A 23,405-nucleotide genomic window follows, 5' to 3' on the forward strand; every position below is an offset into this window, starting at 1 on the left:
GTTTGCTTTTTTCAGAAACGATCCATGCGCGTAGACCTGTTCGACTTCGACCTTCCGGAAACCTCGATTGCGCTGCGGCCCGTAAATCCGCGCGACAGCGCCCGCATGCTCGTCATCGACCCGCAGGCGCCGGACCTGCTGACGGATCATGGCGTTCTCGACCTGCCGTCCTTCCTGCGTCCCGGCGACGCACTGGTGTTCAACGACACCAAGGTCATCCCGGCGCAGCTCGAAGGTATTCGTCGACGCGGCGAGGAGATCACGACGCCGGTTTCGCTGACGCTGCACATGCGGATCGCTCCCGATCGCTGGAAGGCCTTCGCCCGGCCGGCACGCCGCCTCAAGGTCGGCGACCGCATCGCCTTTGGCCATGGCGGCAACAGCTGCATGCTCGGCACACTGGACGCGACCGTCGAGGAAAAGGGCGATGCCGGCGAGGTGACGCTGCGCTTCGATCTCTCAGGGCCGCTGCTCGACGAAGCGATCATGGCCGTCGGGCACATTCCATTGCCGCCATACATCGCCTCGAAACGCGCCGAGGATGCTCAGGACCGCGCGGACTACCAGACGGTCTACGCCCGGGAAGAGGGCGCCGTTGCCGCCCCGACCGCCGGCTTGCATTTCACCGAGCGGCTGTTTTCCAAATTGAACGAGCTCGGGATCGAGCGCCACTTCGTCACCCTGCACGTCGGCGCCGGGACCTTCCTGCCGGTCAAGGCCGACGATACCGACGACCACATGATGCACCAGGAAATCGGACATGTGGATGCCGCGACCGCCGAGCGGCTCAATGCCGTCAAGGCGAGGGGCGGCCGGATCGTCTGTGTCGGTACGACGTCGCTGCGGCTGATCGAAAGTGCAGCCGATGAACACGGCACCATCCATCCCTGGTCCGGCCCGACCGGCATCTTCATCACGCCCGGGTACCGCTTCCGCGCCGTCGACATGCTGATGACCAATTTCCACCTGCCGAAATCGACATTGTTCATGCTGGTTTCGGCCTTCTGCGGGCTGGAGACGATGCGTGCGGCCTATACCCACGCGATCGAGACCGGCTACCGCTTCTATTCCTATGGCGATTCCAGCCTGCTTTTCCGGAAAGACTAGATGACCGAAACCTTCCAGTTCAAGCTGCACGCAACCGACGGCAAGGCGCGCCTCGGTGAGGTTTCCATGCCGCGCGGCACCATTCGCACGCCCGCCTTCATGCCGGTCGGAACCGTCGGCACGGTCAAGGCGATGTATCTCGATCAGGTCAAGGATCTCGGCGCCGACATCATTCTCGGCAACACCTACCACCTGATGCTTCGGCCGGGCGCAGAACGTGTTGCGCGGCTCGGCGGCCTGCACAATCTCATCCGCTGGCAAGGCCCTATCCTGACCGACAGCGGCGGCTTCCAGGTGATGTCGCTTGCGGGGCTGCGCAAGCTCGACGAACAGGGCGTCACCTTCAAGAGCCATGTCGATGGCGCGCTCTTCCATATGTCGCCGGAACGGTCGATCGAAATTCAAGGGTTGCTCGGCAGCGATATCCAGATGCAGCTCGACGAGTGCGTGGCCTTGCCGGCAGAGCCCAAGGACATCGAACGGGCGATGGAAATGTCCCTGCGCTGGGCGGAACGCTGCAAGGTGGCCTTCGGCGATCAGCCGGGCAAGGCGATGTTCGGCATCGTCCAGGGCGGTGATATTCCGACGCTGCGTGTGCGCTCTGCCGAAGCCCTGAAGGACCTGGATCTCAAGGGCTATGCCGTCGGCGGGCTTGCGGTCGGCGAGCCGCAGGAAGTGATGCTCAGAATGCTAGACATCACATGCCCGGTGCTGCCCGAGGAAAAACCACGCTATCTCATGGGCGTCGGTACACCGGACGACATCCTCCGTTCCGTCGCACACGGCATCGACATGTTCGACTGCGTCATGCCGACCCGCTCCGGGCGTCACGGGCTGGCTTTCACCCGCTACGGCCGCATCAACCTGCGCAATGCCCGCCACGCCGAAGACATGCGGCCGCTCGACGAACAATCCTCATGCCCGGCGACGCGCGACTATTCGCGCGCCTACCTGCATCACCTGATCCGCTCGAACGAATCGCTCGGCGGCATGCTGCTCAGCTGGAACAACCTGGCCTATTATCAGGAGCTGATGGCCGGCATTCGCCTGGCGATCGAAGAAGGCCGCTTTGCCGACTTCATGGCCGAGACCCAGGAAATCTGGCGGCGAGGGGATCTGGCTCCGCTCTGAGGACCAGCCCTGTTCAGATCTCCGGACCTGGGGCCGACTGGAGCATCATTACGCCGTTGATCTTGTAGCTGCCGTCGGGCTGCTTCATCAGCTGATAGACCGCCGTCCAGTCCTTACCGTCAGGAGCCGAGATCAGCACCTCCTGAATGACCTGGTCGCCCACCACCTTGGAGCGGCCAAAGGCAAAATTGCCCGGCCGATAGACCGGCTGGTAGCCACGCCTGACCATGTCGAAGAAGGCCGTCTTGTCGGGAAACTTGCCGCGTATCGCCGGCGAAGCGAAGGAATAGGCGGCATCCGCATCGTCATTCAGGAAGGCTGTGATCTGATCCTGAATGATTGAGCGCGCCGTATCGACCGGTTCGTCAGCCCAACAAAAGCCCGCACCTGTGAGTTGCGCTGCGAAACCCAGGGCAATGGCAAATGTCCTGATCATCATCGATCTCCACCAGACGCGTTCTGCCGGTTCCTGAAAGCATAGGTCGTTTGCACGTTCTGGAAATGGCTCAGACAGCATCAGCGGTTTCTGAACATACGGAGAGAGTGACCAATATTGTTCATATTCAATGCATTACATGACATATCTAAATTACGACTTTAAACATCATAACTTAGTGATATTCGGAATCGTTGCCTGAGCACACCCTATCGGGATCCGGATCACCGTCGCTGCCGTGACATGAGGAGAAACCGGGGTATTCGCCATTCGTTAACGAATGCAAGTCATAGTTGCTTTCATTCCTGATTCCCGTGAAGGCATGACGCCATTCGCAACGAAGCGCATACGTCCGGATAGAGCGGTGCGGCTGCGCGGAGAAACAAGCGAATGACAACGATATCATCAGTCGGCACTGTTGCGGCCCTGCTGATCCTGCGCCGGCCCGAAGCCAACGGTACGGCAAATGCGGCCGATACGATCCTCAAGACAGCGAACAACGTATCGGCGGAGCCCGGCAAGGCAACGACACAAGCCACTGCAGCCGCGGCGAACGCGCTTCTCGACAAGCAGGCGAGGAGCGACGCTCTGGTCACGCTCGCCGTCGACTTCCTGGAATCCGACAAGTTCAAATCGAGCGATCCCGACGTCAAGGACACGCTGAAAGGCCTGGTCGAGAAAAACAGAGAGGCGCTTGCCGCCAAGATCGACGCCGAACGGGAGCGCGATCCGATGATGCCGCTTGAAACCGCGATCGCCCACGCGTTAACGGCGACCATTCGCGAGAACCGCAAGCAATTCGGAGAGGGTGAATTCGTCATCGGCTACGACACCAAGCTTGACGGCAAGATGCTGCACTACATCGCCGATGTGGAAGGCAAGAGCGGCGCGCAAATGTTGGCGGACAGTCACGAAGCCGCAAGGATCGCTTTTGACGAAGCCAGACAGGCACGCGCCGAGGCGACCGAAGCAAACTTGGACGCGACCTCACTTGCACTTCTGCAGGCGCAACGACGGTATGACAAGTCGTCACTCGCTATGAGGGAGTGGAACGATGTCTGGTACAAGCTGTTCGACTGGAAGGATTGACGGGGCGAGCGATGCCCGACGGTGCATTGCGTGCGAACGCAATGCACATGCGAGCGTGATATTCATCCATCTTTTTAATGCCCTAACCGACCAACCGTCGAAATACGTTGAGGCAAGCGGGCAGGCTGTCCGCTCTTACCGCAACCCTGCGATCCACTCTCGAAGAAGCGTAGGGCCGAGATGTCTCTTGTCCCAACCAGGACAGGCGGCATACGAGAACCGGGCAAGCTTGCGCAGCTTGGCGCGCCGTTCTCGATCCATGTCATTGGCCGTCACGCAGTAGTAGCCGTTGAGGTCCGGCATCTTCTCATCCACAAACGCATTGCGTCGGAGTTCGCGGAAAATGGTCGAGCGATGTCGGTGTAGTTTCTCGGCAATGACGTCAACGCTCATGCCAGCCGATCGCCTGGGCAATCTTGCGGCGTTCATCCATATCGATCTGGGAGTAGGTGCGCTTCATGTCGCGTTCCTTGCAGGTGACAACCCGTTGGTATCTATCGCAAGTCGCACTTCATCCTTGAACCCACCCGGCTACATGAAAAGATCAGATAAGATAGATTATGGAACTGCAGGATATGCCCGAATGCCGATTTCCGGGCACATTCCGCCTGCTCTTGGCTTGACCCAGCCGTTCGCGGCTGCTTATTCGTTCGCTACGAAACCTCCTTTTGCAAGGCCCGATGCGATGAGCGATTTGCGCGTTCTTTCAGATGCTTTCATTCCGGAACTGCCAAACCGCTACAATGGCAAAGTACGTGAAAACTATGATCTGCCCGGCGGCGAACGCATTATCATCGCGACCGACCGGCTGAGCGCCTTCGACATCATCCTGACGTCCATTCCGCACAAGGGTCATGTGCTGACGCAGACGGCGCGCTACTGGTTCGAGGAAACCGCAGACATCTGCCCGAACCATGTGATCAGCTATCCCGACCCGAATGTCGTCATCGGCAAACGCCTCGATATCCTGCCAGTCGAGATCGTCGTGCGCGGCTATCTCGCCGGCACCACCAGCACGTCGATCCTAACGAAGTATCGCAACGGCGAGCGCGACATGTACGGCATCCGTTTGCCTGACGGTCTGCGCGACAATCAGAAGCTTCCCCAAGCGATCATCACGCCGACCAGCAAGGCTTTCGACGGCGGCCACGACGAGCCGCTTTCGGCCGACGAAATTCTCGAGCAAGGCCTCCTGACGAGAGAGCAGCTCGATACCGTTTGGAGCTATGCGCTGGCGCTGTTTGCCCGCGGCCAGGCGCGCGCTGCCGAACGCGGCCTTATCCTCGTGGATACAAAGTACGAGTTCGGCACCGACAAGGATGGAACCATCATCCTTGCCGACGAAATCCACACGCCCGACAGCAGCCGGTACTGGATCGCCGACAGCTATCAGCAGAGCTTCGAAAACGGCGAACGGCCGAAGAGCTTCGACAAGGATTTCGTGCGCGCCTGGGTCACCGCGCGCTGCGATCCCTATAAGGACACGGTCCCGGAAATCCCGAGAGACCTCGTCGAACAGACGTCCGCCGTCTACATCGAAGCCTATGAGAAGATCACCGGGCGGACGTTCGTTCCGAACCTTTCAGGTGGCACCGTTCTGGAGCGTATCCGCAAGAACCTGGCCCCCTATTTCACGAAATAGGTCCGAATATTAGATATTTCGAACAGTGTGAAATTCAGGCGTCGCCGAGCACGGGAACATCGACCTCGAACTCGAGTCGCATAAGGTCGTATGCAGGCTCGACATGGTCGGGCGTTTCGCCCTGGACGGTGTCGTAATCGAGCGGCACATGCATATGCGTCAGCACCGCTCTCTTCGGGCGAAGCCGTTCGATCCAGCCGAGAGATTGGACCAGCGACAGATGGCTCGGGTGAAACTTGTACTGCAGCGTATCGAGTACCAGAAGATCGAGACCATCAAGTCTGCCGATCGTTTCCGGCGGAAAGTCGCTGACATCGCTGCAATAGGCGAAATCGCCGACGCGGAATCCGAGCGAATGGATATTGCCGTGAAACTGCATCAAGGGCTGGAAGGTGATCGGACCACCTGCCCCTGTTATGATCACCGATGAAAGATCCTCGGCGATGATATGTGCGTCGACGATGGGCGGATAGCCGCTTCCGGGCGGCGATTCCAGGCAGTAATGAAACCCTTCGCGAATCCGTCCCATCGTGAAGGAATCGGCCCAGATCGGTATGCGTTTCTTGTTTTCGATGACATAGCCGCGCAAGTCATCGATGCCATGCAGATGGTCCGCATGGGCATGCGTGTAGAGCACGGCGTCGATGTGGCGGACATTTGCCGCCACCATCTGCGCGCGAAAGTCCGGGCCGGTATCGATGACCACGGTCGTCTTGCCGCCGTCCGGCGCGATCTGCTCCACCAGCAAGGCGGCGCGCATGCGGCGGTTCTTTGGATTTTTCGGGTCACAGGCGCCCCAGTCACCGGTAATGCGCGGCACGCCAGGAGACGAACCGCAGCCGAGAATGGTGAAAGCGCGCCTGAATGCCACGTCAGAGTCTCGGCATCTTGGAGAAGATGCGGAAAGCATTTTGCGTCGTGAGCGTCGCAATCTCGTCCTTCGTCACCCCGATCGTATCGGCCAGAACGTCGGCCGTGTGCGCCACATAGGCAGGTTCGTTGCGCTTGCCGCGGAACGGCTTGGGCGCAAGATACGGTGCGTCGGTCTCGACGATCATCCGATCATGCGGAACCGTCTTGGCGATCTCGCGCAGTTCCTCCGATTTCGGAAAGGTCAGAATGCCGGAGAAAGAGACGTAGCCGCCGAGTTCGACGCCGATGCGCGCCAGCTCCGGCCCCGACGAAAAGCAATGCAGTAGGAAAGGGAAGGCGCCCTTCCCCATCTCCTCGGTCAGGATCGCCGCCATGTCGTCGTCGGCCGAGCGGCTGTGGATGACGAGCGGCAAGCCGGTTCCGCGCGCCGCCGCGATATGCCGGCGCAGACCTTCGACCTGCGCTTCGCGCGGCGCGTTGTCGTAAAAGTAGTCGAGACCCGCCTCGCCGATCGCCACCACCTTCGGGTGCGCCGAGAGCCGGATGAGATCGTCTACTGTGATATCGAGCTCTTCGTCCGCATTGTGCGGATGGGTGCCGACGGAACAGAAGACGTTCGGATAGGCTTCGGCGATCGCAAGAATCGCGTCGAACCGCTTCACGCGGGTCGAGATCGTGATCATCTGGCCGACGCCGGCTGCGCGCGCACGCTCGATGATAGCGTCGCGCTCAGCCTCGAAGTCGGGAAAATCCAAATGGCAATGCGTATCGATAAGCATGCTGATCGTGCCTTATTGCGCTTCCGGCGCGACGTAACGCGGGAAGACCGGCTTCGGCGCTTCAAGCGGCGTTCCGGAAACGAGCCGGCCCGCCTCGCCGAGTGCCGCAAAGTCGCGCTTGTCGGCGGGCGCTGCAACGAGGTCGAGCAGTTTTCCTGACGATTCCGGCATGAAGGGCTGCAACAGGATGGCGATCTGGCGAACGACCTCTGCGGTGACGTAGAGCACGGTTGCCATACGCGCCGGATCGGTCTTTTTCAGGGCCCAAGGCTCCTGGCCGGCAAAATACCGATCGGTCTCAGAAACGACCGCGATGATCGCCGCAAGCGCGCGGTGGATCATTTGCTTGCCCATCTCGTCGCGGGTGATCTCAAGCAGCGCGTCGGCAGCCGCCAGCATCGCCTTGTCTTCGTCGGTCAACGCACCGCAGACAGGGATCTGGCCGTCGCAATTCTTGACGATCATCGACAGCGAACGGCTCGCCAGGTTGCCGATGCCATTGGCAAGGTCGGAGTTGATGCGGGTTGCAATCCCTTCCTCGCTGTAGCTTCCGTCCTGGCCGAAGGAAACCTCGCGCAGGAAGAAGTAGCGGATCTGGTCGAGACCGAAATGCTCGACGAGGTTGAACGGATCGACGACGTTGCCGAGCGACTTCGACATCTTCTCGCCCTTGTTGAGCAGGAAGCCGTGGGCGAAAACGCGCTTCGGCAGCGGCAGGCCGGCCGACATCAGGAAGGCGGGCCAATAGACCGCGTGGAAGCGGATGATGTCCTTACCGATGATGTGAATGTTCGCCGGCCAGAATTTCGCGCGCGGTCCCTGCGGATTGTCGAGGTAGCCGGTCGCGGTGAGATAGTTGGTGAGCGCGTCGACCCAGACATACATAACGTGGCCAGGATCGTTCGGCACCTTGATGCCCCAATCGAAGGTGGTGCGTGAAACAGACAGGTCCTTGAGGCCAGACTTCACGAAGGAGATCACCTCATTGCGGCGCTCGGCCGGACCGATGAAGTCAGGGTTCTCTTCGTAGTGCTGCAGCAGCTTGTCCTGGTACTCCGACAGCTTGAAGAAGTAGCTCTGCTCCTCGACCCATTCGACCGGCGTGCCCTGCGGACCGTAACGCACACCGTCAGCGCGCAACTCGGTCTCGTTTTCCTGGTAGTAGGCTTCGTCGCGCACTGAGTACCAACCGGCATAGGAATCCTTGTAGAGGTCGCCCGCTTCGCCCATGCGGATCCAGATGTCCTGCGACGCCTGATGATGGCGCTTCTCGGTGGTGCGGATGAAGTCGTCATTCGATGCGTTCAGCAGCACCGCCATCTTCTGGAATTCCGAGGAGTTCCGGTCGGCGAGTTCCTGCGGCGTCACGCCTTCGCGGCGTGCCGTCTGCTGCATCTTCTGGCCGTGTTCGTCCGTGCCTGTCAGGAAGAATACGTCGCGTCCGTCCAGGCGCTGGTAGCGCGCCATTGCATCCGTTGCGATCAACTCATAGGCGTGGCCGATGTGTGGCTTGCCGTTCGGGTAGGAAATCGCGGTGGTGATGTAAAAGGGGGACGTGTCTCTCATAGGCGGATTCAATCTATCTCGGATGAAGCTACCGACGCTCTTAGCGCATACGCCGCGCAGAAGGAACCGGGAGATGGGAGAAAAGCCCGCACAGAAAGCATTGGCTGAACGCTGTGCCCGCTTGTGCCCGAGAGAACGAAACAATAGAACAAAACAGAAACAAACACAAAGGAATCGTCATGTTGCGCCAGCTTGAACGTCAATTCGAAGCGGCATCGGCCCGCTACGCAGAAGACAACGGCATCGAGCGGGATGCGGATTGGTCATGCTCAAGATGCAGGAGGAAATCGGCGAACTGACCCAGACCTGGAACAAGGCCACGGGGCGCGGCAGGCGGCACGGAAAATCACTGGACGATTTGCAGACCGACATGGCGGACGAGGCCGCCGATCTGCTTGGCCACGTGCTGCTTTTCGCCCACCAAAACGACCTGGACCTTGTCGCAGCGATCAAACGCAAATGGAAGTTTCAAGTCCAGCTATAGCGCCGCCTTGATGTCGTCCAGCAGCGAAAGAATGGTTTGCTTGCGGTCGAGATTATAGGCGTCGCTGACCGTGAGGCGTTCTCCAGTCGCGGCTGAAAGTCGGGCGAAACGCTCGGCACGCATGATATCGCCGGAAACGGCCGCATCGCGAGCTTCGCGCATCAGCCGGCCTGTCAGCAGTGAGGTGAAGAAATCGAAGACCGTTTCGCTGTCCTTGGCCGAAAGAACGTCGGCAAGCTTGTGCATGTCCTTGCGGATCGCCGGGCCCTGCCCCACGAGGATCGCCTCGAAGGTCGCGGCGATTTCCAGACCACCGTAATTGATGAGCTTCAGCGCCTCCGCCACGCTGCCATTGGCAGCGGCTAGGACGCGCGCAGCATTTTCGCTCTCGAGATCGAAACCAAGATGCCCGAGCGCCTGGCGCAGCGCCGGGGGCTCCAACGGCTTCAGCCGCAGCGGCAGGCAGCGCGAGCGGATGGTCGGCAACAGCTTACCCGGCGCGTGCGTCAGCACCAGGAACAGCGACCGGCGCGGCGGCTCCTCGAGAATTTTCAGGATGGCGTTAGCGGCGTTCCGGTTGAGATCGTCGGCCGGGTCGATGATGACGATGCGCCAGTTGCCGGTACCGGATGTCTGCGAGAAGAACTTGCCGGCTCGCCGCACCTCGTCGACGGTGATCGCACCCTTGACCCTGCCCGTCTTTTCGTCGACCGGCCGCGTCAGATGCAGAAGATTGTGCGATGCGCCGGAGGCCAGTTGCCGGCCGACGATCGATGCCGGGTCGGGATCCCCGAGCCTTTCGGGTGCAGTCACCGGGTCCGGGTGATTGAGGATGTGGCTGGCGAAGCGAAACGCAAGCGTCGCCTTACCGATGCCCTCCGGCCCTTCGATGAGAATGGCGTGGTGCCCTTTGCCCGACCGGTAGCTCTGCGCCAGAAACGCTTCCGCCTGCTCATGGCCAAACAGCCGATCATTCTGGACCGGCGCGATCGCCCCTTCAAGCACACCTGGCGCTTCCGTCGTCATAGTGCGGACCCCGCATTCGAAGGCCCGGATACTTCGCCGTTCGCAAGCAAGCTCTCTAGCAGGCCAAGCACCTCTGCGGCTATCGCCTCGGCAGATTGCGTCGCATCGATAACCCGGCACCTGTCCGGATCCGCCCTTGCAATATCGAGGAAGGCCTCGCGCCGCTTTTCATGCGTCTCCAGCTCTTCCTTCTCGAAACGATCCGGGCTGTCGTCGCCGGCGCGGCGTTGGGCGCGCTCAAGACCGATATTCGCCGGCAGGTCGAAAATCACCGTCCGGTTCGGGACGACGCCATTGATGGCAACCCGCTCCAGCGTCTCGACGAAGGGCGGCTCCAGATTGCCTGTGATGCCCTGGTATACGCGCGACGAGTCCATGAACCGGTCGCAAAGCACGATCGTTCCCTTGGCCAGCGCCGGCCGGATGACCTCTTCGACATGGTCACTGCGCGCCGCCGCAAACAGAATGGCTTCCATTCGGACGCCGAAGGCTTCGGCCGCTCCCGAAAGCAGCACATGGCGCACCGCCTCGGCCCCGACCGACCCGCCCGGCTCGCGCGTCGTCAACACCTCGTGGCCGAGCGCACGCAGAGAATCGGCGAGCAAGCGCAACTGGGTCGACTTGCCGGCCCCTTCCCCGCCCTCGAATGTTACAAACAGACCTTTTGCCAGCGGCACAGTGCTTTCCTATATCGGCATGCGATTTGGCCCTGTTTAGCCGATTGGTCCATCCGATGAAACCGCCGGGACCGGTTTTGTTACAGCCAGAAGAAGAGCAGTTCCTGAAGAGCGTCGAGCGCGCGGCTTGCCAGCGTGCCTTGGCCCACCGCCCCCGCCGTCTTGACCGGAACCTCGCGCAGCAACCGCTCGCCGTTCCAGAGCCGGACCACGCCGACTTCGGCGCCAGCCTCCACTGGAGCCCGCAGCGGCCATCTGTAAACGACACGGGCCGTCAGGCGTTCCGGGTTGTTGACCGGCAACAGCACATCGACTGGCCCACCGGCTACGAGCGCCACATGCGAGGTTGCACCACCGTAGATGCTCGCCTCGCCGATCGCCTCGCCATCGGCAAAGATCCGCCGCTTTTCGAACGCCGTCATCGCCCAATCGAGCACCTTGCGGCTTTCCTCGATCCGTTCCTTATCGGTCTCCAGTCCGCCCATCGCGAGATAGACGCGACGGCCTCCGCGCTGCATCGAAGCGGCCAGAGAGAATCCGTAGCCCTCGGCAAAGCCGGTGGCGAGACCATCGACCCCGACCTTGGCCGCGATCAACGGGTTCTTGTTGCGTTGGAGGATCTTGTTCCATTCAAACTCAGGCTGGGCGTAAAGCCTGTAAAGATCTGGATGCGCCTCATGCAGGTGACGGGTCAGCGTCACCAGTTCGCTCATGGTGATCCAGTTCTGCGGATCAGGCAGGCCGGTGGCATTGCGGAATGTGGCAATGGGCATGCCGAGTGCGCGGGCCCGCGCCGTCATCTTTTCGGCAAAGGCGGTTTCGCTGCCGGCCATCCCCTCGCCGAGGATGATGCAGGCGTCATTGGCAAGCTGAACGGCCATCCCCTGGAGCAGATCGGCCACACGGATGCGTGACTTCAGCGCCGCAAACATCGTCGAGGTGCCGGATGGTGCGCCGCCCGTGCGCCAGGCGTGTTCGGAAACATCGAAGACAGTCTCGGCCGAAAGCTCGCCCTTGGCGATCGCCTCGCCCACGACTTCCATCGTCATCAGCTTGGCAAGCGAGGCGGGCGGGACGGGTTCGTTCTCGGCGCGGGAAAACAGGACGGTGCCAGTTTCGGCATCCACCAGCAGGATCTGCTTCGCCTTGGTGTCGAACGCCACCGGCGGCGTCTGCGCAGCGGCAGCCCCCGCAAACAACACCGAAAGGCCGAACGCGACCGAAAGCATCTTCAAGCGCATGGGAAACTCCGGTTTCCCATTGGGCATAGCAGCGTCGTCAGAATGGTACAACGTCCCGGGCTACCTGATCGAACCGGTTCTGCCTTGGCGTTTCGCATGGGCAACGATGGATTCAGGCGTAAGCGGATTGGTCTCGACCATGATCGCTTCAAATGGCGATTCTGCATCGCTTACCCGTACTTCCACATAGGCGGCCGCATAGGCCATGTTGCCGTCAGGCATCGGAATATACTCCGGCCGCTCGCGCGGTATCGGCCCGATGTCCGGCAGCATGACGAACTCGTTCAGCGACTGCGGCGCCGCAAACTGCGGAACGGGTGCCGCAAGCGCCGTCACCGAACCGCTGGTATCAAGCGACGATTTCGACGGAATGGTCAGCGTTCCCAACTGGTTGCGCATCGGCTCATTCGAGGCGACCATCACGCCGGTCGCGATCTGGCCTTCCGGCATGACGCCCGGGCTGCGATCGCCCTTCGTCACATAGGAGGCCATGAGATAGGGCATGTCGTTGCCTTCGAGGGGTGCGCGGCCGACATATTGCACCCGAACCTTGGCACTGCCCTTCTGCTTGATATCGAGCAGATCGGCTGTTTTCGACGACACGTCGATGATGCGGCCATATTCATAGGGACCGCGATCATTCACTCGCACGATGACGGACGTGCCGTTTTCGGTGTTGGTGACACGCGCATAGCTTGGCAGCGGAAAGGTCGGATGCGCGGCGGACAGATGAAGCTTGTCGTAGACTTCGCCATTGGCCGTCAGACGGCCATGAAAGGCCGAGCCGTACCAGGACGCGACACCGGTCTTGTTATAGCCGAAATCTTCCTTGGGTTGGTACCACTTGCCCTTGACCTGATAGGCCTTGCCGACCTGAAAGCGGCCGCCGCCTTTCGGGATATTCTTGCCGCTGGCGACACGGGGGCTCGCCTTCACGCCGTAAACCGACTCGGCAAAGTATTCTTTGCTTCTCGGCTTGCTCTTCTTGATACTGGACGTCGATCCGCAAGCCGCGAGCGTTGCGCAAAGCACGGGAACCGCCGCAAGGCGCAGTCCCTTGATCAGATATGCCGCATTTTTACTGGATGTCATCTGTCCCACAACATCATTCGAATAAGCCGTACTCGAAACCTTCCACTCTTGCCCCCAGCGGAAATCTCGGCGTCCCGAAACGGAACAGTCGATTAATCATGACAGCAACAAGGCAAAATTGCGAACCGACGAGCGGCCGATGGCTCGAAATCTCCAGTTATGGTTTACGAATGGTTACCCCGGCGAGATAAACAGCGGATGCGCGAAGAAAATCTTGCAGCCCAAGCATGTTAAATCTTGCAAAGCGGCAAGGCTTCGCGCAATAACGCCCTGCCCGGAGGAGTGGCCGAGCGGTTTAAGGCACCGGTCTTGAAAACCGGCGTGCGTGAAAGCGTACCGTGGGTTCGAATCCCACCTCCTCCGCCATTGCCTGTCTCATTTTTCACCACCCATTGTTGAGCTAGGTCGCCAAGTGAATGCTTTGGCGGCGAACGCATACAAGTTTTGCGAGCGCTCCCTTATATAGCCATAACATTGGCGCGCGCGCCTGCACGGCCGTAGCTCGGCCCGCTTGCCATGCCGGATGATTTAAGGGAAAGTCTGATTCCGGCCCATCGAGGCCTGGGCAATCTCCCAGAACTGGAGAAAACCATGCCTCTTAAATATCTGACGACAGCCGCTTTTCTCGCGCTTCTCACGCTTTCCGGATGCGCAAGCACCGGCGGCAGCAACACGACCTATGCGCAGTGGCAGGGCCCGTCGCCGGAACCCGATCCGTCTGCGGCAAGTCCCGGCGGCTTCCGTCTCAGCTACTGAGTTTCATGACAGCGGCGCGTAGTAAATATGACGCGCCATGGGCGCCGTTGCGCTTTTGACCTGCTGCATGATTTTCCCCTGTAGCACCCGGCTTCGAACGGGCATCTACGCACGCGATTGATCTGCAAATCATAATGCGTGCGGATGTGAATTGCGGCCCGCGCAGGGCCTTGCAGACATTTGCTTTCGCCGGCTTCAAGGCTGCGAAAGCACGCCTTCTGATCTGCTAGCCGAAACGAGGCAAGGTCTCCGGCTGCCTGACGCGATGTTGCATGCAAATCGCCTTGCATGCAATCGCAAGCATTGACTCCCTTTTCATTAGGGAGGCTTGATATAATGGTCATCCAACAGTCAAGGAACTGAGCGATGCCCACTTTCATCATCGAACGCGAGGTACCAGGAGCTGACAAGCTCAGTCATGACGACCTCTGCGCACTGTCGGCGAAATCCAATGCTGTCGTCGCCGATCTCGGCGTGCCATACACATGGATCACGAGCTATGTCGCCGGCGACAAGCTCTATTGCGTTCACGAAGCGCCGAGCGCCGACGTCGTTCGCGAACACGCCGAACGAGGCGGGTTTCCGGCCAACAGGATCACGGAAGTCGCCGCCGTGATTGGGCCTTCGACAGCATCTCAAGGGCGCGGCAAATAGCCGTATCGGTGTTATAATCACCACGGGCAGAAAATCGGCTTCATGCGGGCCCAAACCGCCCGCCCAGGCCAATGCTCCCCACGCACCGTCATTGACTTCCGGCGGTATCAATGCAGGCTAATCCGCCGGTCATTCGGCGCCCATGAGGGTTCCCCGGCACACCTTTTCAAGGAGACGATCATGGCAAAAGGTCAAGTGCGAAGTAACCGCGAGGTTAGAAAACCCAAAAAGGACAAGACCGTCAAAGCCGCCGTAACGACAGAAGGCTCACAGGTAAAGCTTGCAGGCAGCAGCTTCTCCCTCGGCAAGAAAGACAAGAAGTAGGACAGCCGCCTTTAACCTCTCGAACCAAATAGTCGGGAGAGTTTTGTCCTCGGCCAGTCGGACGAGGTGCGCACGTCTCCGCACACCCTGGCGACTGGCCCCCTGACCAAGAATAGATGCCAGCACGCTTGAACGTCGCCTGCCTCCGGATTTGCAAAGATCGTTGCGGGCGGCGGCGCTCGCCAAGCGTTTCCATTTCTGCTGCCAAGCCTGATCGGCCGTCGACACGCTGCATGTAGTAGACGTCGGAAGATCGAGAACGCCCTGTTCATGCAAATCTTTGTGCCTTCCCTGCCACAGCTTGAGCAGCAGTCTTCGCCTCTCGCAAAGAACTGTTGAACACGCCACAGTGCCCGGCATGCTTGCTGGACTTCGGAACGAAAGCACGGTTCACATCGTTAACCAAACTATCGCCGCCACCTCTGATCTAGTGGACGTTCACCGTGCTTGCAGCCTTGCTTATCGCCTCGATTATCGCATCGCCGAACATCGCCCTCAGCGCTGCCACGGTCGACGACCTGCAAGCCGATTTCGAAATGGCTGTACCCTGTCAACAGATCGACGGACGGAACGTTTGGAAAGGGGCGATCGCCTACTATATCCAGTCCTTCGTCTACCAAGGCGACACGCCGGTCGCGACCGACGCGGCCGACGCGGTACTGCCCGAGGACAACTCGGCGGAAACCGTCAAGGAGTTCGAGGACGCCTGCTCCGCCACACGGCCGGCCTGATTCACGCGTCCTTCACCTGATCGCCGATCGACTTCTGCCGATCCCGTGACGGCAGGCTATTTCCACTGGGTTCCATCGCCAGCGGCGCAACCATGCGGCGGCAGCCCGTTGCCAAACGTAAGCTTCAGCCGGTCACAACCCCATTGATTGAGCGGCCCGGGCATCGCCGCATTCAACGCGATTCCGACCTCATCGAACGGGCTTTGTTTATTGTCCACATATTGATACCAGCGGAATCCAAGCACCGCGGTCGCGGCGACAACGATCGTCAGAAAAATTCGAATCAGCTTCGTCATTAGACCCTCATTCCATAAACGGAAGGAGGCATAACAGCCTCGTGCGGCACGTACAGCGACGAGATCGCCGCTATGCACTCGATTGAACCAACATTCACGGAATTTTAGGCACTTGCGGAACACATATGGAACAGATAGTGTCTGTTCTTGATTTGTTTCACGCCTCTGGAGCGACTTGCCATGCTGACCCGCAAGCAACAGGAATTGCTTCTTTTCATCCATGAACGAATGAAGGAGTCCGGTGTACCGCCGTCCTTCGATGAGATGAAGGACGCACTCGACCTGGCATCGAAGTCGGGTATTCACCGGCTGATTACAGCACTCGAGGAACGCGGCTTCATTCGCCGTCTTCCCAACCGCGCCCGGGCGCTCGAAGTCATCAAGCTGCCGGAAGCCTATGCGGCAAGCGCCCAGCCCCGTCGCGGGTTTTCCCCAAGTGTCATCGAGGGAAGCCTTGGCAAACCTCCCGCCCCTGCCCCCGCCGCTGCGAAAACGACGCCGGTTGCCGACAACAGCTCCGTGTCGGTCCCGGTTATGGGGCGCATTGCCGCCGGTGTGCCGATCTCGGCGATACAGAACAACACCCACGACATTACCGTGCCGCTCGATATGATCGGCAGCGGCGAGCACTACGCCCTTGAAGTGAAGGGTGATTCGATGATCGAAGCCGGCATCTTCGATGGCGACACGGTGATCATCCGCAATGCCACCACAGCCAATCCCGGCGATATCATCGTGGCCCTTGTCGATGACGAGGAAGCGACCTTGAAGCGCTTCCGGCGCAAGGGCGCGTCGATTGCCCTCGAGGCGGCCAATCCGGCCTATGAGACGCGTATCTTCGGCCCCGATCGCGTCAAGATACAGGGCAAGCTCGTCGGCTTGATCCGCCGCTACCACTAGAGCGCTTTATCTTTAAACGGAAGCGATTCTGTTGGCTCAAAACGGCCGTTCCACACGAAGGATGGCGCAGAGCGATGCGGATCCATCGGGCAAGCCATCCGACACAGTGGGCGGCCGTTTTCAGTCAACCCGAAGGGCCGGATGAATTTCGGCCATTACCGGCGGCGGCCGTCTTGACCGCAGCCTCTGCTGCGCTCTTCGCCAGCCGCCTTGGTCCTGGCCGAAATTCCTTCCGGCAGAATGCTTCTGTTTAAAGATGAAGCGCTCTAGGCCCGTCTCACTCTAGCCGCCATCGTGCCGGTCAGCCGTCTTCTTGCTTCAACGTCTCGCCACCACAAGGTAGCGAGACGGAGATCGTCAGATCGAGCGTTTTCCAGGCTCGACAGATTTTACTCGTGTATCGAGTACTCGCCCAACTCGCAGAGATCCTGCGTGTCTTCAGTCGTGTCGAGACCGGAACCTTCTTCGAATTCAAAGCGCATGTCGTATTTGCAGACATCGCGTCCGTCGGCGATGGTAATTTCCATGCTTTCGCCCGGATTGAGCACCTGCCGCCCGAAGACGTCGTCCTCCCACTGATCAACACCGACCGGCGACGTGTAGAAGTTCGTCAAAACGACGTTCGTCTTGTTCTTCAGCTGAAAGACGAGATCCTCAGCGCTGGCGGTGGCCGTCGTTGCGGCAAGAATGGCAAGAGCAGTCAGGGCGATCTTACATTTCATTTTATGTCTTTTCCTCCATTGTCGGCTTTGTTTGATACTACCTATACGGGTCGCGCTGTCGGGATATTCATTCCCAGTACCGTCTAGAGACAATATTTTCAGCACTGACAATAGCGACCGGATCACCATTTCGGGGCGCGTCCTCGCAAGGCCATGTCGTTGGCGACTGCGAACGTTCAGAAACTGGCCGGCAAGGGTAGCCCGGCCGAATTGCGCTTTGAAAACAGTGGTTGGCGGCAATGTGGATAGCCTCGTTGCGCGTGTTGGACGCGCCGCATTGACCCGCCGCTTCTTGCCGCCACCTGCGTGCCGCAGCGTGTCCCGGCACGCCCACCGTTTCACTTGCAACAATCGGACCGCTATCGATGGAGAACCACTTTCGCCAGTCGGCCCTGCGCAGGCGCTGGCGGACTTGTTGCCTTCACCGCACGAGGGGCTAAAGCACGCCCTCGCCCGCCCCATTTACAGGCAACGCGCTCACATCGTCATTGACGCTCGCAACGAGCACACGGCCGCTGTACGCCACCGATGGCCCGTATTTCAACCGCCTTCGGATCAGCGCTCGCCTCCAACCCCGTCAACCTGCGGTCGCACCGTTGTCTTTCTTGGGTACGGACCTAGTTACCCATTTCATACCCATGAGAGGAACTGCTGAATGAACCGTAATGGGCTTTATCTGATCATTGCCGTGCTCGCCGTGGCCGTCATTGGTCTCGGCGCCTATGCCTACCGCGAGGAAACAAAACCGGCCGGTGTCGAGATCAAGATTGGCCAGGACGGCGTTTCCGTTCAGGAGAATTGAGCGCGATCTGGAATACTCTCAACAGGCGGTTTATCAGCCGCGAATTTGCGGCTGGGGGCGAATGCTGCTGGACGTTCGACGTCCCTATGTTCGCTCCTCGCGCGGATGGATGCGAACGGCCGTAGACTTTTTCTCCGCACGATCCGCTGGCGTAACGCTCGCGCGACAGCGTGCTGGCGCATGCATTAGTCACTTGGTTTGGGTATGTGCCCGATGTTCGACGGGACGCTTCGTACCCTGCCCCTGAGCCCAATCGGCCTGATGGCCCTACCACGGGCTATGTTTTGCGCCGTTTCACGCAGCATCAAGCTTGTCACGGACGGCACTCCTGGCGGAAAAGAGCGAAAGTCTGATACAGCCAACGGCCTCAACGAGAAGGCGGCCCTCTGGAATGAGCCAGCCCAAGAATGCGCTTGAGCACAAACAGCCCACCCCATACTAAAGCCCGTCAATTGCGCTTCAAAATCAGATGGATGATTCGATGAATCTCGACGTTCAGGACCTAGATGGAGCCTGCCACTGTGGAACGGTTCGCTTCAATGTGAAACTGAAGAACGGCCTCCGCACCGCCCGCCGCTGCACTTGCTCCTATTGCCAGTTGAAGGGCGCGGTTGCCGTCTCTGCCGCCAAGGACGGGGTCACGGTTCTCTCCGGAGGCGAGGCTCTTACCAAATATCAGTTCAACACGAAGGCAGCAGAGCATTATTTCTGCTCGAAGTGCGGCATCTACACATTTCACAAGCCGCGCGCGAACCCGGATTTCTACGGCGTCAACGCCGCGTGTCTCCAGGGCATAAGCCCATTCGATTTCGAAGAGCTCCCTGTGAACGACGGCATCAACCACCCGATGGACACGAAGGGATCAACCGGCCCAAGGCTCGCGGGAACGCTCAAGTTTATTCCGGCCAAGTGATGGGCGCGGCTGGCAGGACGCCGGCCGCAGCCGTTCAAACCGTTTCGCCCCGAATAACGGTGGCGCGTTCGTTGCGCCGCCATCAACGTCCACAGTGCCGCCGGCTCACAACCAGGCGGGTATGCCACAACTGAGTTATGGCGTAGCATCTGTAGAATCCATTCTGGCGGTAAACCGGGGGCTGGCAGCTGTCGCCGTTCCGCATGCAAGCTAGTCGGACCAACTCCCAACAACTTACGCAAGTTCCGTCCCAAAGTCAGCGTCATCGTACACTGCAATCAGTTCAACGGAGCAGGCATCTTTGCGGTGGGCGCCGTTGTCGCCACGACCATCAGTGATCCGCTTCATCGCGCATACAAGGCGGCCGTAAAAGTCCACGCTTTGTGATATCGCCAGCAAGATGCAGCGGCGCACGTGTGCGCAGAACATCGTGAATGGGATCAGGGGCAGATTTCTACATCCTCCCGAGAATATAACAGATCATGAGATCCGCTTCGGAAGTAGCGCTTTAGATCTAAAGCCTGAGGTGTATTTTTGGAGGCCTCGCCCGGAATTGAACCGGGGTACAAGGATTTGCAGTCCTCTGCGTCACCACTCCGCCACGAGGCCTCACCCGCTCGATTGATCAAGCGTTGGCGCGGATTTAGAATGATTGCAGAAAAACCGCAAGAGGCATTTTTCCGAAAAGCGTCCCAGGTAATTTCTGAGATGTGATTTCCACAGAGCCTGACGTTCGTGATCCCTCTTCAATGACAGCCGGCCGTTCGCACGCTCCATCAGGCGCTTGACTGAATAATCAAAAGCGGCGCGCAGAACCGAAGGATAGGACATAAAGGACCGCACGGCACGCAATGCCGTTAAGCAGGCTTACGCACCGAATGAAGACACGACGTCTTCGCTGCCACGCGGCGATGGCAACATTTTGCTCACTAGAAGCGTTTTGCCGGTCACATCGCCGACCGGTTTGATCCGTAGCGCCGCCTCACGCCTCCATAGCCGCGGAGACGCTGGCGTTACACGGCTAGCACCACGGCGTTGACCGTCCCTTCCACGGGCGAACCAGCCCCTCCGAGACAAGAATGCTACCGAGCGAACGGCCATCACGCATCACCACGCGCAGCTTCTCGCTGGTTTTGTCATCGTCCCTGCCGATGGCTTCGATCAGCCTGAAGTCTCCGGCGTTCAGCAATTCGCGCAATCTCTGTTTGGCGTAGAAGCCGCGCGCGCGCTCACCATCGCAACTTGCCTGCTTGATTCGCGGTGCGTCGATATCGGCGACGCGGAACGCTTCGCCTTGATAACGGAACGTTGCACCGTCGATGACGCAATTGTCGTTGCGGATACCGCAGAAATAGAACTGATTCGTCTTAGGCTGCAGAGCGACGGGCTGCGCGATCGGACGCTCGACCGGTGTCGGCGCCGCCAGCCCGACATTGACTGCGGGTATCGGGCCGTCGGCAGGCTTCGTCTTGTGTGTGGCCGGTGGCGTAACGGCACGGGCCTGCGCCTTCGGCCGATCATCCGACCTGGATGTCGATGTCGACTTGGGCGCCGATGCAAACACATCCGAAACGCCCGGCAGATCCCGCAACTGTCCACGGTGGTCATAGGCAACGACGCCGCCGACCGTCAGCACCGCGGCGAGATACCAGGGCAGCATTCCGCCCTGCTTCTTTGTTCGGCTGCCGCGGCGACGCCCGCGGCTTGTCGTGGTCTTACCCATTCCGCCCCATCCTTGATCCGGGCGGCATTATGCTGCCGATCCGTTGCCGAATGGTTTTCAACTGCAGCCCGAATGCGGGTGTTTGCACACAAGACATCGGGGAGAGCGCAACAATCCAGGATCGTTCATTTCCGCAGCACCGCGCTCAGATCGTCGCCAGCAATGCAGCGACGACGACGTTTGCGAGCCTATCGACAACGAAGGCACGATGCGCCCCAACCGAGCGACCTCCGCAGCCGTGGATTGATGTGGACGAGCGAAACGTTGCTCTCTCCGGCATGGGCTCTGCTTCCGTCCGGCGTTAGTTTTGTGGTGCCCCGTCGAAGCGAGGCCACCTTCGCAAAGATTCATCACTCTTTTGAGGAGCCCGTCCCGTTGCGTCGACGCGCCCACCACACGGCGAACCTGCGCCGGCGGCGGCGAACCGAGGGAATATCGTGCGAGAGGATGAGCAAGCCCAGGGGCACCATCCAGAATCCAAGCACCGGCAGAAAACCGAGAAAGCCGCCGAATATCAACAGCCCGCCAACCAGCATGCGCAGGAGCGGTGATTCCGGCAGGGTAAGGCGCCATTTGCCCAGCACGATCTGCCGGGTGTGCGGGTCTATGCCGAAATGCGTCTGTTTTCTGTTTTTATTCATCATTCCCTATCCGACTGCGTTTCCCACAATTGGGGACTTCTCCACAGGCTCGCAACAAAACTTCTCACTTTTTTTGAAAAAACAGCTTGGCAAATCGGAAAAGCATTTGTATTAGCAGCCTCACTTCTGCAGGACACGCCGCGCAGATGATCCCTGGTAGCTCAGCGGTAGAGCATTCGACTGTTAATCGACAGGTCGCCGGTTCGAATCCGGCCCGGGGAGCCAGTTTTTAAAAGAGCCATTCGCGGTAATGCCGGAATGGCTCTTTTTCATTTTGCGGCTATCGTGGTGCCGACGGCACCCTTCCTCCACCAGTCACCTTTGGAATGTCATGAGCGCGAATTCGACAACGCCGGTTCTGGTCTGGTTTCGTCGAGATCTGCGCCTTTGCGACAATCATGCGCTTGCTGCTGCGTCCGAGACGGAAGCACCAGTGATTCCGATCTACATCAATGAACCAGAGGAAAGCGGCAATGGACCGCTGGGCGGCGCGCAGCGCTGGTGGCTGCACCATTCGCTCAAGGCACTGCGATGGTCGCTGCGGGCGCACGGCTCCGACTTGATCCTTCGGACCGGTGCGCCGCTGGATGTGATCACCGAGATAACGCGGGAATCGGGCGCGACGACAGTGTTCTGGAATCGCCGCTACGACCCGAGCGGGATAGGGACCGATGCGCCACTGAAGAAAGTGCTCATTGAACGCAGCGTGACCGTGAACAGCTTTGCAGGGCAACTGCTGCATGAGCCAACCCGGCTCTTCACTAAGGGTGGCGGGCCCTATCGGGTATTCACGCCGTTCTGGCGTGCGCTTGAGGCCGGCGGCGAGCCGGCGGCACCGATCGAGGCGCCGGAGACAATCAGAGCGCCTGTGAAGTGGCCGGCATCCGAAGAGCTTGAACAGTGGAGGCTCTTGCCGACGCGGCCGGACTGGGCATCGACGTTCACAGAAATCTGGACGCCGGGCGAGGAGGCTGCTGCCGAGCGCGTGCAAGACTTCGTCGAAGAAACCCTTGCCGGCTACAAGACCAAGCGGGACGTCCCAGCAGCGCAAGGTACGTCCCTGCTCTCTCCGCACCTTGCCTTTGGCGAAATCTCTCCAGCGCAGATCTGGCACGCCACGCGCGGCCTGACGGAAACGCCGGTGGACGATGTCGTCACCTTCCGCAAGGAACTCGCCTGGCGCGAGTTCTCCTACAATCTGCTGTTTCACAATCCGGATCTCGGCCGTCAAAACCTCGATCGTCGTTTTGATAGCTTTCGCTGGCTGGACAATAACGATCATTTCCATCGCTGGGCGAAGGGCCTGACCGGCTATCCCATCGTCGACGCCGGCATGCGGCAGCTTTGGCGCCACGGCTACATGCACAATCGCGTCCGGATGATCGTCGCCTCCTTTCTGATCAAGGACCTGCTCATCGACTGGCGACATGGAGAAAGCTGGTTCCGCGACACACTGCTGGATGCAGACCCGGCGTCGAACGCCGCGAGCTGGCAATGGGTGGCGGGATCCGGTGCCGATGCATCGCCTTTCTTCCGCATTTTTAACCCTGTGCTCCAGGGCGAGAAATTCGATCCCGAGGGCCTCTACGTCAAGCGCTTCGTTCCGGAGCTCGCTGATCTCGATGCGCGCTATATCCATCGACCATTCTCCGCTCCCGCGGCAGCGCTTGCAGCCGCCGGCGTCGAGCTTGGGGTCTCCTACCCTACCCCTATTGTCGATCACGCATTTGCCCGCGACCGCGCGCTGGCCGCGTTTCAGGAGATCAGGAACGCCACCTAAAAAATCACTACAACCGCACC

General features: G+C 59.8%; 24 protein-coding genes, 3 tRNA genes and 2 pseudogenes. 15 read left to right on the forward strand and 14 right to left on the reverse strand.

What is annotated here, in order from left to right:
* Positions 1-24: 24 nt before the first annotated feature.
* Positions 25-1,107, forward strand: a complete 1,083-nt coding sequence (gene queA / locus ABIE33_RS26180) for a tRNA preQ1(34) S-adenosylmethionine ribosyltransferase-isomerase QueA (RefSeq protein ID WP_429130721.1) — start codon at positions 25-27, stop codon at positions 1,105-1,107.
* On the forward strand, positions 1,108-2,238 hold the full coding sequence (gene tgt, locus ABIE33_RS26185) for a tRNA guanosine(34) transglycosylase Tgt (protein ID WP_429130722.1): 1,131 nt from the start codon (positions 1,108-1,110) through the stop codon (positions 2,236-2,238).
* 13 nt (positions 2,239-2,251) lie between these two features.
* Here tgt and ABIE33_RS26190 read toward each other — a convergent pair whose 3' ends face one another.
* Complete coding sequence (locus ABIE33_RS26190) at positions 2,252-2,674, reverse strand: DUF4864 domain-containing protein (RefSeq protein ID WP_429130723.1); 423 nt, start codon at positions 2,672-2,674, stop codon at positions 2,252-2,254.
* A gap of 390 nt (positions 2,675-3,064) precedes the next feature.
* Between ABIE33_RS26190 and ABIE33_RS26195 the strand changes: the two genes are divergently transcribed.
* Positions 3,065-3,763 (forward strand): hypothetical protein, encoded by a 699-nt coding sequence (locus ABIE33_RS26195; protein ID WP_429130724.1) that lies wholly within the window; start codon positions 3,065-3,067, stop codon positions 3,761-3,763.
* Positions 3,764-3,976: 213 nt separating this feature from the next.
* Here ABIE33_RS26195 and ABIE33_RS26200 read toward each other — a convergent pair.
* Positions 3,977-4,223: pseudogene (locus ABIE33_RS26200) on the reverse strand (helix-turn-helix domain-containing protein); the annotation flags it as partial.
* A gap of 234 nt (positions 4,224-4,457) precedes the next feature.
* On the opposite strand from ABIE33_RS26200, the gene ABIE33_RS26205 reads away from it, so the two are divergent.
* Positions 4,458-5,405 (forward strand): phosphoribosylaminoimidazolesuccinocarboxamide synthase, encoded by a 948-nt coding sequence (locus ABIE33_RS26205; RefSeq protein ID WP_429130804.1) that lies wholly within the window; start codon positions 4,458-4,460, stop codon positions 5,403-5,405.
* Positions 5,406-5,439: 34 nt separating this feature from the next.
* On the opposite strand, the gene ABIE33_RS26210 is transcribed toward ABIE33_RS26205, so the two are convergent.
* Genes ABIE33_RS26210 through metG form a run of 3 tightly spaced genes read right to left on the reverse strand, consistent with a single transcriptional unit; the run spans position 5,440 to position 8,623 of the window.
* Positions 5,440-6,276 carry an MBL fold metallo-hydrolase gene (locus ABIE33_RS26210; protein WP_429130725.1) on the reverse strand — a complete coding sequence of 279 codons (837 nt, stop codon included), beginning with the start codon at positions 6,274-6,276 and terminating at the stop codon, positions 5,440-5,442.
* Between the two features lies 1 nt (position 6,277).
* On the reverse strand, positions 6,278-7,057 hold the full coding sequence (locus ABIE33_RS26215) for a TatD family hydrolase (protein ID WP_429130726.1): 780 nt from the start codon (positions 7,055-7,057) through the stop codon (positions 6,278-6,280).
* A gap of 12 nt (positions 7,058-7,069) precedes the next feature.
* Entirely contained in the window at positions 7,070-8,623 is a 1,554-nt protein-coding gene (gene metG / locus ABIE33_RS26220) for a methionine--tRNA ligase (protein ID WP_429130727.1), read from the reverse strand.
* Positions 8,624-8,802: 179 nt separating this feature from the next.
* On the opposite strand from metG, the pseudogene ABIE33_RS26225 reads away from it, so the two are divergent.
* Positions 8,803-9,107: pseudogene (locus ABIE33_RS26225) on the forward strand (pyrophosphatase).
* Here the strand turns inward: ABIE33_RS26225 and ABIE33_RS26230 are convergent.
* The 4 genes from ABIE33_RS26230 to ABIE33_RS26245 form a co-directional block, all read right to left on the reverse strand.
* A complete protein-coding gene (locus ABIE33_RS26230; protein ID WP_429130728.1) occupies positions 9,102-10,133 on the reverse strand; it encodes a DNA polymerase III subunit delta' in 1,032 nt (343 codons plus the stop codon). The pseudogene ABIE33_RS26225 and the gene ABIE33_RS26230 overlap by 6 nt on opposite strands.
* Entirely contained in the window at positions 10,130-10,810 is a 681-nt protein-coding gene (gene tmk / locus ABIE33_RS26235; protein WP_429130729.1) for a dTMP kinase, read from the reverse strand. The genes ABIE33_RS26230 and tmk overlap by 4 nt, the downstream gene beginning before the upstream one ends.
* Before the next feature lie 80 nt (positions 10,811-10,890).
* Entirely contained in the window at positions 10,891-12,051 is a 1,161-nt protein-coding gene (locus tag ABIE33_RS26240) for a D-alanyl-D-alanine carboxypeptidase family protein (protein ID WP_429130730.1), read from the reverse strand.
* Between the two features lie 60 nt (positions 12,052-12,111).
* Positions 12,112-13,143 carry a septal ring lytic transglycosylase RlpA family protein gene (locus tag ABIE33_RS26245; RefSeq protein WP_429130731.1) on the reverse strand — a complete coding sequence of 344 codons (1,032 nt, stop codon included), beginning with the start codon at positions 13,141-13,143 and terminating at the stop codon, positions 12,112-12,114.
* A gap of 276 nt (positions 13,144-13,419) precedes the next feature.
* Between ABIE33_RS26245 and ABIE33_RS26250 the strand changes: the two genes are divergently transcribed.
* The 5 genes from ABIE33_RS26250 (at position 13,420) to ABIE33_RS26270 (ending at position 15,608) form a co-directional block, all read left to right on the forward strand.
* Positions 13,420-13,509: transfer RNA gene (locus ABIE33_RS26250), tRNA-Ser, on the forward strand.
* A gap of 225 nt (positions 13,510-13,734) precedes the next feature.
* Positions 13,735-13,899: a hypothetical protein gene (locus ABIE33_RS26255; RefSeq protein ID WP_429130732.1), complete on the forward strand. Its 165-nt coding sequence runs from the start codon at positions 13,735-13,737 to the stop codon at positions 13,897-13,899.
* 366 nt (positions 13,900-14,265) lie between these two features.
* Positions 14,266-14,553, forward strand: a complete 288-nt coding sequence (locus ABIE33_RS26260; RefSeq protein WP_429130733.1) for a DUF4242 domain-containing protein — start codon at positions 14,266-14,268, stop codon at positions 14,551-14,553.
* Positions 14,554-14,733: 180 nt separating this feature from the next.
* On the forward strand, positions 14,734-14,877 hold the full coding sequence (locus ABIE33_RS26265; RefSeq protein ID WP_429130734.1) for a hypothetical protein: 144 nt from the start codon (positions 14,734-14,736) through the stop codon (positions 14,875-14,877).
* Positions 14,878-15,320: 443 nt separating this feature from the next.
* A complete protein-coding gene (locus ABIE33_RS26270; RefSeq protein WP_429130735.1) occupies positions 15,321-15,608 on the forward strand; it encodes a hypothetical protein in 288 nt (95 codons plus the stop codon).
* 56 nt (positions 15,609-15,664) lie between these two features.
* On the opposite strand, the gene ABIE33_RS26275 is transcribed toward ABIE33_RS26270, so the two are convergent.
* Positions 15,665-15,904 carry a hypothetical protein gene (locus ABIE33_RS26275; protein WP_429130736.1) on the reverse strand — a complete coding sequence of 80 codons (240 nt, stop codon included), beginning with the start codon at positions 15,902-15,904 and terminating at the stop codon, positions 15,665-15,667.
* A gap of 180 nt (positions 15,905-16,084) precedes the next feature.
* On the opposite strand from ABIE33_RS26275, the gene lexA reads away from it, so the two are divergent.
* Entirely contained in the window at positions 16,085-16,804 is a 720-nt protein-coding gene (lexA, locus tag ABIE33_RS26280) for a transcriptional repressor LexA (RefSeq protein ID WP_429130737.1), read from the forward strand.
* Between the two features lie 389 nt (positions 16,805-17,193).
* Here the strand turns inward: lexA and ABIE33_RS26285 are convergent, their stop codons facing one another.
* Complete coding sequence (locus tag ABIE33_RS26285; RefSeq protein ID WP_429130738.1) at positions 17,194-17,526, reverse strand: hypothetical protein; 333 nt, start codon at positions 17,524-17,526, stop codon at positions 17,194-17,196.
* Positions 17,527-18,181: 655 nt separating this feature from the next.
* Between ABIE33_RS26285 and ABIE33_RS26290 the strand changes: the two genes are divergently transcribed.
* Together ABIE33_RS26290 and ABIE33_RS26295 are read left to right on the forward strand one after the other, a co-directional pair.
* Positions 18,182-18,328: a hypothetical protein gene (locus ABIE33_RS26290; RefSeq protein WP_429130739.1), complete on the forward strand. Its 147-nt coding sequence runs from the start codon at positions 18,182-18,184 to the stop codon at positions 18,326-18,328.
* 481 nt (positions 18,329-18,809) lie between these two features.
* On the forward strand, positions 18,810-19,241 hold the full coding sequence (locus tag ABIE33_RS26295) for a GFA family protein (protein ID WP_429130740.1): 432 nt from the start codon (positions 18,810-18,812) through the stop codon (positions 19,239-19,241).
* 535 nt (positions 19,242-19,776) lie between these two features.
* On the opposite strand, the gene ABIE33_RS26300 is transcribed toward ABIE33_RS26295, so the two are convergent.
* The 3 genes from ABIE33_RS26300 to ABIE33_RS26310 form a co-directional block, all read right to left on the reverse strand.
* Positions 19,777-19,850 (reverse strand) — tRNA-Cys (locus tag ABIE33_RS26300).
* A 412-nt stretch (positions 19,851-20,262) separates the two neighbouring features.
* The gene (locus ABIE33_RS26305; RefSeq protein WP_429130741.1) at positions 20,263-20,964 is read right to left on the reverse strand and encodes a thermonuclease family protein; all 702 of its coding nucleotides are present in this window, start codon (positions 20,962-20,964) and stop codon (positions 20,263-20,265) included.
* 350 nt (positions 20,965-21,314) lie between these two features.
* Positions 21,315-21,605, reverse strand: a complete 291-nt coding sequence (locus ABIE33_RS26310) for a hypothetical protein (protein ID WP_429130805.1) — start codon at positions 21,603-21,605, stop codon at positions 21,315-21,317.
* A 150-nt stretch (positions 21,606-21,755) separates the two neighbouring features.
* Here ABIE33_RS26310 and ABIE33_RS26315 point away from each other — a divergent pair.
* Positions 21,756-21,830: transfer RNA gene (locus ABIE33_RS26315), tRNA-Asn, on the forward strand.
* 106 nt (positions 21,831-21,936) lie between these two features.
* Positions 21,937-23,385 (forward strand): cryptochrome/photolyase family protein, encoded by a 1,449-nt coding sequence (locus ABIE33_RS26320; RefSeq protein ID WP_429130742.1) that lies wholly within the window; start codon positions 21,937-21,939, stop codon positions 23,383-23,385.
* The last annotated feature ends 20 nt before the right edge of the window (positions 23,386-23,405 follow it).

The organism is Ensifer sp. 4252 (assembly GCF_050434565.1).
In the GTDB taxonomy this organism is placed as follows: Bacteria; Pseudomonadota; Alphaproteobacteria; order Rhizobiales; family Rhizobiaceae; genus Ensifer.